Source organism: Rhodococcus tukisamuensis NBRC 100609 (assembly GCF_001894985.1).
Taxonomy (GTDB): domain Bacteria; phylum Actinomycetota; class Actinomycetes; order Mycobacteriales; family Mycobacteriaceae; genus Rhodococcus_G; species Rhodococcus_G tukisamuensis.
Map to the genome: position 1 here is coordinate 228,779 of NZ_BCXG01000003.1, position 15,382 is coordinate 244,160.

15 protein-coding genes are annotated in these 15,382 nt (G+C 69.2%); 8 read left to right on the forward strand and 7 right to left on the reverse strand.

What is annotated here, in order from left to right; all coding sequences use genetic code 11:
* Window positions 1–198 precede the first annotated feature (198 nt).
* A complete protein-coding gene (locus tag RT2_RS05005) occupies window positions 199–1,098 on the forward strand; it encodes an Ig-like domain-containing protein (RefSeq protein ID WP_072843417.1) in 900 nt (299 codons plus the stop codon).
* A 268-nt stretch (window positions 1,099–1,366) separates the two neighbouring features.
* On the opposite strand, the gene RT2_RS05010 is transcribed toward RT2_RS05005, so the two are convergent.
* From RT2_RS05010 to RT2_RS05035, 6 genes are all read right to left on the reverse strand, one after another.
* Complete coding sequence (locus RT2_RS05010; RefSeq protein ID WP_083577070.1) at window positions 1,367–2,206, reverse strand: signal peptidase I; 840 nt, start codon at window positions 2,204–2,206, stop codon at window positions 1,367–1,369.
* A 9-nt stretch (window positions 2,207–2,215) separates the two neighbouring features.
* Window positions 2,216–2,755: a hypothetical protein gene (locus tag RT2_RS05015; protein WP_072843418.1), complete on the reverse strand. Its 540-nt coding sequence runs from the start codon at window positions 2,753–2,755 to the stop codon at window positions 2,216–2,218.
* A gap of 5 nt (window positions 2,756–2,760) precedes the next feature.
* Window positions 2,761–3,450: an alternate-type signal peptide domain-containing protein gene (locus RT2_RS05020; protein ID WP_083577071.1), complete on the reverse strand. Its 690-nt coding sequence runs from the start codon at window positions 3,448–3,450 to the stop codon at window positions 2,761–2,763.
* 10 nt (window positions 3,451–3,460) lie between these two features.
* The gene (locus RT2_RS26110) at window positions 3,461–5,155 is read right to left on the reverse strand and encodes a S24/S26 family peptidase (protein WP_072843420.1); all 1,695 of its coding nucleotides are present in this window, start codon (window positions 5,153–5,155) and stop codon (window positions 3,461–3,463) included.
* Window positions 5,156–5,162: 7 nt separating this feature from the next.
* Window positions 5,163–5,774, reverse strand: a complete 612-nt coding sequence (locus tag RT2_RS05030) for a SipW-dependent-type signal peptide-containing protein (RefSeq protein ID WP_072843421.1) — start codon at window positions 5,772–5,774, stop codon at window positions 5,163–5,165.
* 183 nt (window positions 5,775–5,957) lie between these two features.
* Window positions 5,958–6,485 carry an alternate-type signal peptide domain-containing protein gene (locus RT2_RS05035; protein ID WP_072843422.1) on the reverse strand — a complete coding sequence of 176 codons (528 nt, stop codon included), beginning with the start codon at window positions 6,483–6,485 and terminating at the stop codon, window positions 5,958–5,960.
* 596 nt (window positions 6,486–7,081) lie between these two features.
* Here RT2_RS05035 and RT2_RS05040 point away from each other — a divergent pair.
* From RT2_RS05040 to RT2_RS05065, 6 genes are all read left to right on the forward strand, one after another.
* Window positions 7,082–7,672, forward strand: a complete 591-nt coding sequence (locus RT2_RS05040; protein ID WP_371851141.1) for a helix-turn-helix transcriptional regulator — start codon at window positions 7,082–7,084, stop codon at window positions 7,670–7,672.
* Window positions 7,669–8,895 (forward strand): sensor histidine kinase, encoded by a 1,227-nt coding sequence (locus RT2_RS05045; RefSeq protein WP_072843424.1) that lies wholly within the window; start codon window positions 7,669–7,671, stop codon window positions 8,893–8,895. Before RT2_RS05040 ends, RT2_RS05045 begins: the two co-directional genes overlap by 4 nt.
* Window positions 8,892–9,959: a DUF8320 family protein gene (locus tag RT2_RS05050; protein WP_072843532.1), complete on the forward strand. Its 1,068-nt coding sequence runs from the start codon at window positions 8,892–8,894 to the stop codon at window positions 9,957–9,959. The genes RT2_RS05045 and RT2_RS05050 overlap by 4 nt, the downstream gene beginning before the upstream one ends.
* A gap of 120 nt (window positions 9,960–10,079) precedes the next feature.
* Window positions 10,080–10,412 carry a LuxR C-terminal-related transcriptional regulator gene (locus tag RT2_RS05055; RefSeq protein ID WP_083577072.1) on the forward strand — a complete coding sequence of 111 codons (333 nt, stop codon included), beginning with the start codon at window positions 10,080–10,082 and terminating at the stop codon, window positions 10,410–10,412.
* A gap of 25 nt (window positions 10,413–10,437) precedes the next feature.
* Window positions 10,438–11,625: a sensor histidine kinase gene (locus RT2_RS05060; RefSeq protein WP_072843425.1), complete on the forward strand. Its 1,188-nt coding sequence runs from the start codon at window positions 10,438–10,440 to the stop codon at window positions 11,623–11,625.
* Complete coding sequence (locus RT2_RS05065) at window positions 11,622–12,710, forward strand: DUF8320 family protein (protein ID WP_083577073.1); 1,089 nt, start codon at window positions 11,622–11,624, stop codon at window positions 12,708–12,710. Before RT2_RS05060 ends, RT2_RS05065 begins: the two co-directional genes overlap by 4 nt.
* Before the next feature lie 42 nt (window positions 12,711–12,752).
* On the opposite strand, the gene RT2_RS05070 is transcribed toward RT2_RS05065, so the two are convergent.
* Complete coding sequence (locus tag RT2_RS05070; protein WP_072843426.1) at window positions 12,753–13,607, reverse strand: helix-turn-helix transcriptional regulator; 855 nt, start codon at window positions 13,605–13,607, stop codon at window positions 12,753–12,755.
* A 133-nt stretch (window positions 13,608–13,740) separates the two neighbouring features.
* Between RT2_RS05070 and RT2_RS05075 the strand changes: the two genes are divergently transcribed.
* Complete coding sequence (locus RT2_RS05075) at window positions 13,741–15,357, forward strand: long-chain-fatty-acid--CoA ligase (protein ID WP_245709200.1); 1,617 nt, start codon at window positions 13,741–13,743, stop codon at window positions 15,355–15,357.
* Window positions 15,358–15,382: the final 25 nt, after the last annotated feature.

The window sequence follows — 15,382 nt, forward strand, 5'->3', positions numbered from 1 at the left end:
TACTCCGGGCGCTCACACCCGGCCAACCGGGAGCGGACGGTACGGTGGCCCGATCGCCGCGCCGGCGGGACCGGAGGCCGACCGGGTCGGCCGGCGAGTCCCGTCAGATTAGTTCGGCTAATCGAACTTGGGGCACCTCTACCACGAAAAACCAGGAAACTGGACGCTTGGGTTAATTCCTGGTTTACGCTGCCGGACATGACCACACTCATCAGCGCACAGGGCGGCGTCCGGCGCCGCCTGACTGCGATCGGCGGCGCTGTCGCGGCCTTGTTCCTGGCGGCGTTTGCTGCATTGATGATGCCGGCGGCGGCACACGCGGATCCCAACGTGATCTCGTACTCGAACGACAGCGGCGCGACCTGGGGCGGGATGGACAAGATCCCCGCCCTCGAGGGCGAACTGATCCCCGGGGGCGAGGCCGTCAGCACCTTCTGGGCCAAGAACACCACCGCCCAGGGCGGCACCCTGCAGGTATATCTCGGCAACTGGACGATGAACGCCCCGGAGGTCCAGGCCTACGTGCGGGCTGAGATCAACGACATCTCCGGCACTGTCGTCGACCTCGTCAACGACGTGGCCGAGCCGGGCACCGAGCTCGAGTCCATCCACCTGTCCCCGGGCCAGAGCGCCAAGGTGATGCTGGTGGTCGGCATGCCCGAGAGCGCCGGCAACGAGTCCCAGGATGCCTCGATCGACCCGGACTTCGCCCTCGACTTCGAGGTCGACGCCGCGCCGGCGGTCACCACCACCACGGTGACCGGCCCGGCCACCGCCAACACCAGCGCGGGCATAGAGTTGACCGCGACCGTCGCCCCGGCCGACGCCACCGGCACCGTCCAGTTCAAGGACGGCACGACCAACCTCGGCACCCCGGTCACGCTCGTCAACGGCGTCGCGAAGGTCACCCAGATCTTCGAAACCGCGGGTGCGCACAGCATCACCGCCGTCTACTCGGGTGATGCCACCAACGCGACGTCCACCTCCGCGGCGCACGTCGTCACCGTGACCGTCACCGGCGGCGGCAACGGCTCGTCGGGCTCGCTGGACCTGGGTTCACTGGATTCCGGTTCGCTGAGCAACCTCTTCGGTTCGTAACCCGGATAGCCCTGACCGGAACGCCCCCGCCGATTCGGCGGGGGCGTTCTGCGTGCGCCGACCCGACCCGACGTGTACCGACACGGGCCGCATTCGAGGCCGACGACCAACCACACCCGCGTGCACCCACTCGGCACGGCACGCACACGGGCAATCCCCGCGGAACACGCCGGTGAACACCGGGAAGGTTGGTGCACAGAGAAAGAAAGAGAGTCGGGGCGCCCCGACGGGCCAACGAGGTCCAAGGGCTCACCGGCACCTTCGCCGGTCAGGGCGCTCGATGGTGCCCGTCGATCCGGGGAATCACCACGGTGTCCGCCTCGACGAAGCCTCGCCGACCGGCCGGTGGGATCGCAGTGGGCACCGGCGGCCGGTGAGCGCCGTGCCCACCGCCGATGCGCGGCATGACGATCGTGTCCGCCTCGGTCACCGGAGCGCCGTGACGGACGGGTGCGGGGCGACCGAGCGGTGCCTGCGGGTACGGCGGAGTCGGTTGCACGGGCCCCGCGGCGGCCTCGGGGGTCGCGTCGGCGGGGTCGTCCTCGCCCTCGTCCTTGCCCTTGCGGGAGCGGTCCCGGAACCCGCTGACAAACATCCAGCCGGCGTAGGCGAGCAGGCCGCCGACCACGACGACGATCATGATCGACCGCTGCTGGCCGGTGACAACGCTGTTGACGTACCCCATGAACGGGACGCTGTACCAGAGCTTTCCGCGAATCTGTTCCGGCACGACGGGGTTCATGTCGCGGGACGGGTTGGCGTCGCCCTGGGTGACGAAGGACTTCTCGCCGCGGGCGTTCTCGCGGACCTCGATGATCCGGTGGGTGACGACATCCAGCTTCCCGGATTCCTTCTGGAAGGTGATGACGTCCCCGGCCTGCAGCGCCGCCGGGTCCTCCGGCTTGACGACGATGAGGGTGCCGGGCGGGTAGTTGGGCTCCATCGAGCCGGTGAGCACGGTGTACGGCGTCGCCCCGGTCAGCCGCGGTATGACGATGGTGAGGGCGAGGATCGCGAGCACGGCGAGGAGGACGAGCCAGGAGACGATGCTCTTGACCCACCCCCACACGCCGAGATCCTGACCCTCGCCCGACACCGTGTCACTCATGGTCGAAAACTACCGGGACTGCGCCGAGAACGTGAACGTCGCGGTGGTGCTCTGCCCGGAACCAGCAGCAGCGCCGACCGTACCGCGCAGGCACAGCACCTCGGTGGCGCCGGGCTGCACCTCGCGTTGGGCGAAGCTGGCGCCGATCAGCGCGCCGGTGTAGAGCCCGGTGGCGCCGGTCGGGTTGCCGGTGGCCGGGCAGGATGCCTCGTCGGGGACGATGGAGGCGACCAGGTCCAGCGGCAGCGCCGGATTCGACTGCGATCCGTTGAGCAGCTGGTACTTCATCAGCACGTTGCCGGAGTTGTACACCTTCACCGGTGCCTGCGCGTAGCCGCCCGGCATCAAGTTCGCGCCGGCAAGCGCGGTGAACGGGTACGAGCTGAGCCCGGCGCCGCCGACGCCCAGGTCGAGGATGCCGGACTGGATCGAGCCGGCGTCGAAGGTCTCGGTCTGGGTCCACAGCGCACCGGTCTGCTGCGCGGACAGCAACGCCACACCGACCACGGCGGCGCCGCCGATCGCCAACCAGCGGGTCTTGTTCGACATGTCGACTACACCTGCTTCAGGGTGACGTTGAAGTTGGACAGGTTGATGGACTGCTGCTGTGCGGCGGGGTCGGTGCTGGACTTCGGGAAGGTGAACTTCACCGACACGGTGACGGACTTCCCGTCCAGCGCCGGGGTGACCAGGGCACCGTTGCCGTTGGCCGGCAGCGGGTTTCCATCGTGGACATAGGTGACGACCGGGGTCATCGCGTTCTTGAGCTCTGCGCCGCCGCTGATGTTGATGCCCTCGGCGGCCAGCGTCGCCTTGAGGCCGGTGCCGCGAGCGGTGATCGTGAAATCGGACGAGTAGGTGAGCACGTCACCGGGGATGGCGCTGAAGGTGGCGATGTCGATCGGACCGTTCTGGTCCGTCCACCGGGACGCGCCCTGCTGGGTGAGCTTGAGGCCGCCCGAGTTGGCGCCGCCGCCGATACCACCGCCCACGCCACCGCCGGTGCCGGTGTCGATGCCACCGCCGGTGCCTCCACCGGTTCCCGTTCCTCCACCGTTCCCGGTGCCGCCGCTGTTGCTCGACCCCGAACTGGACCCGAAGTCGGGTTGGCAGGCGGTCAGTAGGCCGGTGCCGCCGGCGAGCAGGACTATCGCGGCACCGGTGGTGAACACGCGCTTGACCTTCGAGTTCATGCGACCTTCGGCTTTCTTCGACACCCCCAGCGGGGTAACGGAATTCGTCATCACGGCGGTCCTACTTCGCAACCAGTGCGGCCACCTCGGCCGGCACCGTGTCGGAGGTCGGGTCGACGATCTTCTGCTTGCCTGTGGTGGCGTCGACGACGGAGACCTTGTCGCCGTCGACGATCCACAGCTCGTCGGATCCCTTCGCCCACTGGGTCTTCGTACCCTTGCCGACGGTGCCGGTGAACACCTCAGTGCCCGAGGAGTCGGTGATGGTAGCGGTGGTTCCGTCCACGGCCGCCGCGTAGGTGCCGGACGGTGACGCCTCGCCCACGGGGACGACAGCCGGAGCCTCAGTCTTCTCTTCCGTGGTCGTGACCGGCGGGACCGTGGTGGTTGTCGGCGGGACCCTGGTGGCGGACGGTGCAGTCGACGACGACGGCGCAGTCGTGGTGGCGGTCGGTGCGACGCTGGACGTGGTGGTCGGTAGCGTGCTTGAAGTCGCCGATCCGGGAGTCGACGAGGTCGCAACCACACTGGACGTCGGAATCGTCCCCTCGCCGGCTTCGGGTGCGGGAAGGGACCGCATGCGCGCGGTATCGGTACCGCCGGTGCCAGAGTTGCCCGATTCGGCCATCAGTCCATTGATTCCACTGCTGCAGTTGAGATCCCAGGTGACTGGCTGATAGACCTCGTGCCCCTGCCACCCCGTCGACTCCTGCCCGGAGGCCGGGTTGACTGTGTACACGCGGGCATAGTAGGTCCAGGCGGTGTGCCCACCGGTATCTCCGGTGGTCAGCTGTGGGAAGTACAACCAGCTTCCCACGGCTTCCGTACCCGAGACCTTGATCACGTCCTTGACGACGACCTGATCGCCCCGCTTGACCACGAGGCGATAGTTGAACCCGTATCCGAGGTGCTTGACTCGCGTCTGCACCGAGTTTCCGTTGTTGTCGCAGATGACCTCGACGGGTCGGGGCAGCAGATCCGCCGCAGCTGCAAAGGTCCCCGAATTGGCAGTGGCGCTGTCGGAGAACGCAGCGCTCGTTCCGGTCACGCCGGCGCCGAGCACCGTCAGGCCGACCGCACCGAGTGCAATCGCGGTGCGCGGTGACAGCAGCCGCCGGAGCTGGAAGTTCGGGGCGCGGAACTGCTGCGTCGGAGCGTCGTCAATGGCTGCCGCGACCGGCTGCTCGGTACGCTCGTGCGTGCCGGGCCCACCGCCGGTTCCCGAATCGTCGGAGTCGTTGTCGTCCTTACGCTTCGAGACCGGACCGAAGGCGAGCACCATGACGCTGCCGACGAGGGCGCCGCCGAGGAAGATCGCCATGGGCGAGGACAACCACGACACCGCGTAGCCGAGGCCGGGGACGCTGAAGAACACCCGGTCCACCTCGGTGACGGTGTACGGGGAGATGTCCGCGTCCTTGTTGGCGTCGCCCTTGAGGATCAGCACCGAGTTGATGCCGTCGGCGGAGACGATCTCGTGGATGCGGTGGGTGATGCGGGTGCCCTGCTGATCGAGCACGCTCACCACGTCGCCGACGGCGAGATCGCCTGCGGCGGTGGCCTTCGACAGGGCGAGGGCGCCGGTCGGGATCTCCGGGGACATGGAGCCGGAGCGGAAGACCAGCGGCTTGATGCCGAACAGGAACGAGGCGGCGGCCGCCAGCACGCAGATCAGGCCGGCGATCGCACCAACGTTCAGCGCGATCTCACGGCCCCTGGAGCGAGACGAGTCGGGTGAGCTCTGGTGTGTCGTCATGGCGGGCTCAGGCCGTCGTCGCGTTGAAGTTGAAGGAGGTGCTTACCGTCTTGTTCTGCTCAGATGTCAGCACCGACGGATCGAGCGTCACCTGGAAGCAGAGAGTCTCGCTGGCGCCATTGTTGAGCGCACGACCGGTCGGGATGACATTGGTCGAACCGCCGGACGTGAGTGCGAGGTTGTTCGCGATGACGGTGCCGCCGCTGCACGCGGTGCCATTCGAGGTGCCGGTGGAGACGAGCACCTTGAGGTACGGGGCGAGCGTCGAGGAGGTGGAGTTCGCGACCATCGTGTAGCTGAACGGGACCGTGCCCTTGTTCTGCACCGGCAGGGTCGCAGCCACCGAGTTGCCCGGCATCATGTTCGTCTTGGTCAACGATGCGAACGCGTAGGCCGTGGGGTTGCCCGGATCGTTGTTGAGCTGCAGGTCCACCGATCCGGTGGAGAAGACACCCGAGGTGGCGGTCGCCGAGTCACTCCACGCGGCGAGGGTGCCGATGGCGCCGAGGCCGAGGACGATGCCGAGGGAGGCGATGGCGCGAGGCTTGCCGCCGGACAGCAGGATTCGTGCTCGGGCACCGAACCCTGACGACGTGGTGGGAACCTCGTGACGCGACATTCGCTGGGGCCTTTCGTACGTGGTGGAGTGGAACTGTGACGCGGGCGCCGCGCCGAACCCCAAGCTGATCGGACTCGAGGGGTAACTGGGTGCCGGCCGGACCACCCGACTCGGGGGTTCGGGTGGGCCGGCCGGTGTCTGGGGGTGCCCGCTGCGAGGGCGACGGGCTGCGCTTGCTGCCTGCTAGTTCTGCGTCAGGGTGACGTTGAAGTTGTTCAGGTTGACGGTGCCGTCCTGGGCGGTGGTGCCGGTGACGGAGGTCGGCAGCTCGAAGAGGACCTTCACGTTGAGGTCCTGGCCGTTGTTCGCCTCGGTGATGGTGCCGACGGCGCCGCCGTTGAAGGTCGTCGTAACGGTCTTGGTCAGCGCGGCGTCGAGGCCGTTGGTGCCGGTGATGCTGGCGGCATCGGCGACAAGGGTTGCGGCGAGGTTGGTGCCCTGGGCCCCGACCTTGACGACCGCGTCGTAGGCGACCTTGTCGCCGGGGACGATCTTGTCGGTGGACGGGTTGTAGGCCTGGCCGTCCTTCGAGCCGCCGACCCACTTGAAGCCGGTGCTGCCCGAGACGGTGGTCAGGGTCAACTTACCGGAGTTGACGGCGCCGCCGCTGACGGTGGTGGAGGCGTTCCACGCCGCCATGGTGCCCGCGCCACCGGCGAGGAGGAGCGCGGCCGCGCCGGCGGCGATGGCACCCTTGGTCTGCTTGTTCATGTAGTGCTCAGCTCTCGTCGGACCCCACCGGTCGGATGGGGTCGTGGAATCGGTCTGCGGATCTGGTTACGTGCGCCCAGTTCGGGTGGGCCGGCTTTCGGTCGTCCGTGTTCGTCAGGGGGTCGCGACATCGGGCCTGGGTAGCCGACCAGTAGATGAGCAACCGGATGGCTATCGGTTCGCGATGCGACGTGTCTAGCACAGACCACAACGAGATTGGTGCTGTTTTGGTCAAACGTCCAGATCTGCTGTGGCATGGTTCGCCGAGCTAACAGAACCCATCGTCTACCAGCGCCGATGCGTTACAGGTAGCTTTCCCTGGTGGGGCCGCATCCGCAGCCGGCACCGGTCTGCCGCCGCCATCCGGTGGCCCGGTCGAATTACCGGAACCGACCTCGCTCGGAGGTCAGGGACGGCTGCTAGCGTCATCCCGCAACGACACAGCCCGCAACACCGCAGCCCAAGAAGCACAGATGCAGACCCCGAGAAGTACGAGGCACACCGTGAGCGATAGCGAGTCCGTCCCACCGGAGTCCCCTCCCCGCCGCATCGGAATCGTCGAGGATCACGAATCCGTGGTGATCGGTCTCGAGACGATGCTCGCCGACCAGCCCGACCTCGCGATCGCCGCCTCCGCCGCGACCGTGCCGGAACTGCTGGCGCAGGGCACAGCGCTCGACCTGGTCATCTTGGACCTACGACTCTCGGACGGGTCCTCACCCCAGTCCAACGTCGAGCAGCTGCGGTCTGCGGGCCTCGAGACGCTCGTCTTCACCGGCGCGGAAAACCCCTATCTGGTGCGACTGGCCGCGAAGGCCGGTGTGCTCGGGGTGGTCCGCAAGTCCGAGCCCACCGCCACCGTCGTCGCCGCGATCACCGCGGCGGCCAACGGCGAGCAGGTGGTGACCACCGAGTGGGCGGCCGCCATCGACGGCGACCCCGGCCTGCTCGACGTCGGACTCAGTCCCCGGCAGCGAGATGTGCTGGCACACTATGCCTCCGGCGAGAAGGCCGCCCGCGTCGCCAGCCTCACCGGACTGGCCGAACACACGGTCAACGACTACCTCGCGCGGATCCGGGCCAAGTATGCCGAGGCCGGCCGACCGGCCCGGACCAAGACCGACCTATACAAGCGGGCCGTCGAGGACGGCTGGCTACCCATGCCCCGCCACCCCGACCAACCGTGACCCCGCTCATCCGCGAACCTGTGACCTCCACCGCCCCACCAACCGGCGCCAGGCACGAGGCTGCCGACCGCATCCTGCGACTGTTCACACGCTTCACCGGCGGCGGCTACCTCGTCTACCTGGTCCTGCTACTACCGGCAATCGTCTCGCAGGCTCACCTGATGGACCGCTGGTGGACCCCGACTGCCGCGGTCGCGGTGTTCGGGTCGGGCCTGGCGCTCGTGGCCGCGTCCTTCCTCCCCGACACCAGGATCCTGCGGGCGGCAGGCGGGACCGCTGCCCTGGTTTATCTTCTGGCACTTGCCGCGTGGCCCCTCGCTTGGAACGGCCTGTCCCCGGCAGACGGCGCCGGAATCTGGCTGTCGACGTTCCCCGGCCTCGCCAGCCTCGCCGCCCTCGCGGCCTGGCGGCCTGCCTACGCGTTCGCGCATGTCGTGATCGCCTGCACCGGAGTCCATCTCGTCAACAGTGCGGCCCGATCCGGGCACATTACCATTCTGCTGATCCCGGACATCGCCTTCACTGTCATGTTCTGCACGTTGTTCGTCGGTGCCGCGGCGATGGCCCTCCGCACCGGCCGGGTGCTCGACGCCACCACCGACGCCACCCACGCCGCCGCTGCGGCCGCCGCCGCCCAACACGCCCGGACGGTCGAGCGCGAACGGTTCGACGCGCTGATCCACGACGGGGTGATGTCGACCCTGCTCTCCGCGTCCAGGCAGGGCGCAACGCCGAGCATCGCACGGCAGTCCGCCGCTACGATGCGCCAACTCGACGCCCTCCGCTCCGGCCCCGGACCGCACGAACGCTTCGACGAGGCGGAGGTGCTCTCGCACCTGCGCACCGCCGCGACGGAGGTGGACGAGGACGCCACCCTGCAGATGCTTCGACACCCCGAGTCGGCCGCCCTGTCCATGCCCGCAGACGCCGTCCGTGCGATGGGCGCGGCGCTGGCGGAGGCACTACGCAACAGCATCGCGCACGCGGGGCCGGACGCACACCGAGCCGTCGTCGTCACAATCGCACCGGACCGCGTCGGCATCCGCATCGCCGACAACGGAATCGGCTTCGACCCCGATTCGATTCCTGCACACCGCCTCGGCCTCGCCGTCAGCATTCGAGCCCGGATGGGGCAGGTTCCCGGCGGCTCGGCACTCATCGACTCCCGGCCTGCCGACGGCACCCGAATCCACCTGACCTGGCGTGCATCATGCCGGACATGACACGCGGCATCGGTGACCCCCGCGAGCTGCTGGGCATGCGGAGCCCCGCAGCGACACTCATCGTCTGGTTCTACGCGCTCACCTTTGCACTCCTCGCTGTCGTCTCCCACGACGGGGTGAGCGCGTTCTGGCCACTACCCGTCGCCGTCCTTGTGGTCACCTGCGGTGCTGTGGCCCTGATCCGGATTGACGGCGACCCGCTGCCCATACCGGCCACTCTCGTCCTAGCCGCCATCGGCCCCGTCAGCTGTGCGCTGGTGCTCTCAGTGCTGGCGGCACCCGGCTCGATCCCGCATCAGGCGCAAGCCTGGCCACTCGGAGCGTCCACCGTGATCTACACCTTCATGTGTGTGCGCGGGCGGACCTGGTACGCCTGGCTGGGATTCGCCGCGACGACCGGAATATTCGTAGCCTGGTCGATCCAGATCGGGCAGAGTGCTGGACACGGGGTCACCGTGTCGACGATCAACCTCCCGCCACTCCTGATGGCCACCTTCTTCGCCTACAAGCTCCGCCCGGACGCCCAGGCGACCTTCGAACTGCGCGAGCAGACCACCCGACGCGTCGCAGCCGAGGCCGCTGATTCCGCGATGCTCGAGGAGCGCGACGGACAGTTGCGCCGGCTCGACGAGCTGGCTCGGCCGCTGCTCGAACGGATCCGCACCGAGTCGGACCTCAACGCGGACGAGCGGCTGGCATGCCGGCTGCTCGAGGCGTACCTGCGTGACACCCTCCGCGCCCCAGCTCTCGCTGACGCTCCGGTGTCGGCTGCGGCCCGCGCCGCCCGCACCCGCGGAGTCGAGGTGATCCTGCTCGACGACCGTGGCATGGACACGGCGCCCGCGGAGGTCCGCGACCGTTTTCTGACCGCAGTTGCGGACGAGCTGGACGCCGCACGCGACGGCGCGGTGACCGTGCGGGTTCTGCCGCCGGGGCGCAAGGCCGCGGCGACCGTCCTCGCCAACAGCGGGAATGCCGTGCGACGCATCGAGTTCGGCCCCGACGGCCTGCCCATCCAGCCCGTCCAGGAGCCCAGTCGTTTGGATAGCTCACGATGCCCCTAATCCTGGGGGCAGAGAAATCCCGTCTGGGCAACCCTCTCGTCGCCGCCTAGCGTCAGGGAGGCGCGTGGCCCGACTCTCCACGGGCCATGCACTGACGACTTACTCCCCGGGGGGGCGCCCATGTCCACGACACTCAACCACCTTCTCCATCGCCCGCACGCGCCGCGACCGCGCATCACGGCCGCGACGGCCGCACTGCAGGCGCCCGTCGCGCGGCCCGCACTGATCCGGCCGACGTTGTCCGCGCGCGAGATCGAGGTTCTGCTGCGGTGGCTGCACTGCGACTCCAAGAGCGCGGTCGCCGCGGACATGTACCTCTCACTGGGCACTGTCAACACCCATCTCGCACGCATCCGCGCCAAGTACGCGCAGGTGGGTAGGGCGGCACCGACCAAGGCCGCCCTCGTGGCCCGCGCGGTGCAGGACGGGTTGATCTCCATCGACGAGCTGTGATCCAACTGTCGCCGGTCCGGCTCGAATGACCGCGCGCAACAGCAAGATCGGTGACGCGGAGGCCGGAGTCATCCGCACCTTTGCCCGCGTGCTCGGCGCCGGGGCCCTGTTCTTCGCCGTGGTGCTGATCCCCGTCCTCCTCGTCCAGTCGGATGTGCTGGCACCGTGGTACACCCCGGTTGCCGTCGTCATCGTCTTCGCGCCGCTGCTCGCCCTGTGGCCGGCGAGCTACGCCCCCGACCTGAGGTGGGTTCGCAGATTCAGCGCACTGAGCGCCGCGACCTACCTCGTCACCATGGCCGGTTGGCTGCCCGCGTTACAGGGGAACCTCCCGCCGACCCGCGACGTGTGGTTGTCCGCGATCTCCGGGCTCGTGGCCATGGCCGCGGCGGTGTGCTGGCCTCCGCCCCTCGGCGTGCTGTACCTCGTGGTCAGCAGCTGCGCGGCGGAGGTGATACGGCACATCACCCGAGCCGGACCAGCGAGCACCCTGCTGCCGGAGATCTTCAACGTCGTGATGACCAACAGCATGTTCGTCCTCGCCGCCATCGCCGCAGTTCAGTCCGGCTGCACCCTCGACCGCACCCGCGCCGCCGCCGCGCGACAGTCCGCGGCGACCGCCGCAGTCGCCGCGCGGGACGTCGAGCGGAAGCGGTTCGACGCACTGATCCACGACAGCGTCATGTCGACGCTGCTCGGCATCGCACGGCACGGCAACAGCGACCAGCTCGGCGCCCAGTCCGGCGTCGCGCTTCGCGAACTCGACCGCCTGCACGCCAGCGACGTGGCCACCGAAGACCTCGACGCGGACGCCGCGGTCGCCTTGATCCGCTCCGCGCTGACGGACGTCGACGAGGACGGCACCGTCGGCCTTCAGATCCGGATGGGCTCGCCCGTCACCATTCCGCGCGAGGCCTGCCGCGCGATCGCTTCCGCCGCAACTGAAGCCCTCCGCAACAGCATTCAGCACGCGGACAGCGCGAAGCAGGCCGCGGACCGGCTCGTTGCCATCGACGTCGACATCGACGGCGTGCACGTGCTGGTGGCCGACAACGGTCGAGGGTTCGACCCCGACCGGGTTCCGCAGTACGGACTGGGCATCAGCGTGTGCATTCACTCGCGCATGGCGTCGGTACCGGGCTGCACCGCCGAGATCCACTCCGCTGCCCACCGCGGCACTCGGGTCACCCTGCGCTGGACGGCACCGTCGTGACCGGCACCGAGTCCAGTGACTTCCGCGACGTGCGCGTCCTACTCGGCATGGACCGACCCGCCGCGAGGGTGCTCGTTGCGCTGTTCTGCCTGAGTTTCACCGTCGTGGCCCTTGCCAATCTGGAAGGGGTGCACTCCATCTGGCCGTCCTTGCTGGCAGCAGGGCTGGTCTCCGCCGGGGCGGCGGTGATCATCGCCGTGCCGGGCGACCCGCTGCCGACGGTCCACACGCTCGCTTTGACCGCGCTGGGGCCGATCGCCTGTGCGCTGGTCCTGTGGCAGCTGCCCGTGCCGGGCTGGACGCTGGACTCGGCCTGGCAGATACGCGCGGTGACGGTGGTGCTGGTCTACATGTCGGTGCGGGGCCGCGCGGCGTACGCGTTCGCGGGAGCGGCGCTGGTGATCCTCACCAGCGGCGTCTGGAGCGACGCGACCGGGCAGGGCTGGGGCACCGGGATTCGGTTGGCCTCGATCAACCTCGCCCCCGTCCTGATGTCGGCGTTCTTCGCGTTCAGCATCCGGAGGGTCGGGTTGGCGGTGTTCCGGCTGCGCGAACGCGAATCCGAGCGAGCCGCCGACGAGGCCATGACCGAGGCCGTGCTGCGCGAGCGCGACACCCAGCTCTCCCGGCTGGACCTCGTGGCCCGCCCGATCCTCGAGGCCTCCGCCGCCGGGCACGAGTTCTCCGCGAGGGAACGCGAGGATTGCGCGGTACTGGAATCCCATCTGCGCGACACCCTTCGGGCGCCGGTGTTCGCCTCGGACCCAGCGGTGTGCGCGGCGGTCGACGCGGCTCGGAGACGGGGCGCACGAGTAATCCTGCTCGACGACGGTGGCCTGGCCGGCGCATCTGCCGAGTCGGTGGCCCGGATCCGGGCGGGCCTCATCGAGGAGCTCAACTCGTGCGAGGACGGAACCCTCACCGCGCGGGCCCTGCCCGCCGGCCGGGACACCCTGGCGACCATCGTCTCCGAGCACGTCACTCACGTTCGACGCGTCGAGTACGACCGATCGGAGCGGGTCAGCGTGACGGTACGAACCGACGACGATGTGCCCGAACCCGCCGCCCTCCCCGGTCGGAGGTAGGAGCCAGGGAGTTCGCATCCGACTGAGTTCCGCTCGTCGCTCCTACGGCAGCAACCCCAACCGACGTGCCTCGAACACCGCCTGCTGCCGGCTGGCCACCTCGAGCTTGGCCATCAGGTTCCGCATGTACGTCTTCACGGTTTCCACGCTGAGCGAGAGCCGGTCGGCGATCTCCGCGTTGCGGCAGCCCAGTGCCACATGCGAGAGCACCTCGAACTCGCGGGGCGACAGCGCAACCCGCGCCGGGACGTCGGCCGGCGCGGTGAGCGAGCGCAGCGTGTGCTCGACCGATCGCAGCGTCTGGACCATCGCTGGGTCGCCGACCTTGTCGGCCAGGTCCCGCAGCACCAGGTAGCTCTCGGTGATCGCCTCGGAAACCGCGGCGCCGCGCGCCGGTCCACCATGCTCGACGCGGGCCCGCTCGATCAGCAGTACCCGCCGGTCCACCTCGTCGCGGACCTCGATCTCGCGGGCCAGTCGGTGCGCCGACGCAAGCAACGCGGACGCCATCACGTCGCCGATCGGCCGCCGGCGCGGCAGTCCGCCGTAGATCGCCGCCCGGGTCACCCCTCGCACCACCACCGGCACCGCCAGCAGCGACTCGATCCCCTCGCCCGCCACCTGCGCGTCGTAGTCGTGGGTGATGTGACTGGAGTTGAAGTAGTCCGGCGCCGACTCCGGCCGCTGCTCGGCGATGGCCCGGCCGCCGAGGCCGCAGCGGGTGTCGATGATCAGGCCCCGCAGCGTGCGGCTTCGGGTGCCCGCGAAGCCGCTGAGCAGCAACCGCTGGCTGACGACCGATCCGGCGAAGAGCACCGGGAACGGGGTGCTCGCCCGCAGCGCGCGCAGTTCCCCGCTGAGCGCGTCGTCGTCGCTCGGTCTCATCGTCTCGTTCATGGCATACCCACTTCGTAGGGTAGCGGGCACCGCGGGGCCGGCCCTACCGTCGGGGGAACCGCTTGTAAGCCCCGTCACAACGCATCCGCGCGACGCCTGGGCCAGCCGACCACTGCCAACTGGAGGTACCGAAGTGCCCGGCACACCGTCCCCCGCCGCCAACCATTCGGAGCTCAGCCCGCTGCGCTTCCTCGAGCGTTCCGCCGCGGTCTTCCCCGACCGCACCGCGATCGTCCACGGCGACCGCCGGTACACCTACCGGGAGTTCGGCGCCGAGGTGGAGCGCCTCGCCCGGGTACTGCGCACCCGGATCGAGCCCGGCGACCGGGTGGCGTACCTGTCGCCGAACACCCCCGAACTGCTGATGGCGCACTTCGCGGTGCCGCTCGCCGGCGGCGTGCTGATCGCGTTGAACTCGCGGCTCGCCGGCCCGGAACTCGAGTACATCCTCGACCACTCCGGCGCCCGCGTCCTGTTCGTGGACTCCGAGTTCCTCGGCTCCGTCGCCGCCGCCCGCGCACAGGTGCCGACGCTGCACGAGATCGTCGAGATCCCCGACTCCACCAACCCGGTCTACGCCCCGCCCGGCGTCGCGACCGCGGTCTACCCGGAGTTCCTCGACGGAGCCCCCGACGACGCGCCACTGCACTGGGGCGTCGAGGACGAACTGCAGGTCATCGCGATCAACTACACCTCCGGCACCACCGGCAAGCCCAAGGGCGTCATGTACTCGCACCGCGGCGCGTACCTGAACTCGCTCGGCGAGACCTTCCACAACGGCTTCACCGGCGACACCAAGTACCTGTGGACGCTGCCGATGTTCCACTGCAACGGCTGGTGCACCCCGTGGGCGGTCACCGCCGCCGGCGGCACCCACGTGTGCCTGCGTGCGGTGCGCGCCGACGCGGTCTGGGACGCCATCGACCACCTCGGCATCACCCACCTCTGCGGCGCCCCGACCGTCTGCTCCACCATCGCCGACGCCCCGCAGGCGCACCCGCTGGCGGCACCGCTGCGGATCACCACCGCGGGCGCACCGCCGTCGCCGACGGTGATCGGCCAGCTCGAGTCCCTCGGGGTGAGCGTCGTGCACGTCTACGGGCTCACCGAGGTGTACGGGCCGTACACGATCTGCGAGCCGCAGGACTCGTGGGCCGCGCTGGACCCGGCCGAGCGGGCCGTCCTGATGTCGCGGCAGGGCGTCGGGATGCTGCAGGCCGAGAACGCACGCGTCGTGGACCAGCAGATGCGGGACGTGCCCGCCGACGGCCAGACGATGGGCGAGATCGTGCTGCGCGGCAACAACGTGATGCTCGGCTACTACCGCGACGAGGCGGCCACGGCGGAGGCCTTCGCCGGCGGCTGGTTCCACACCGGCGACCTCGGCGTCATGCATCCGGACGGCTATCTCCAGCTCAAGGACCGCGCCAAGGACATCATCATCTCCGGCGGCGAGAACATCTCCACGGTCGAGGTGGAGCAGGCGATCATCTCCCACCCGGCCGTCGCGGACGTCGCCGTCGTCGGTGTCCCGGACCAGAAGTGGGGCGAGCGCCCCAAGGCGTTTGTGCTGCTCAGGCCGGGTTCCGCCGCCACCGCCGAGGAGCTGGTCGAGTACACCCGGGGGTTGCTGGCCGGCTACAAGGTGCCGCGCGAGATCGTCTTCGCGGAGGACCTGCCGCGTACCCCCACCGGGAAGATCCGCAAGAACGAGCTGCGGGCCCAGGAAGACGCGGCTACCACGGCGTAGCAGAATGTGCGCGGAAACCATGATG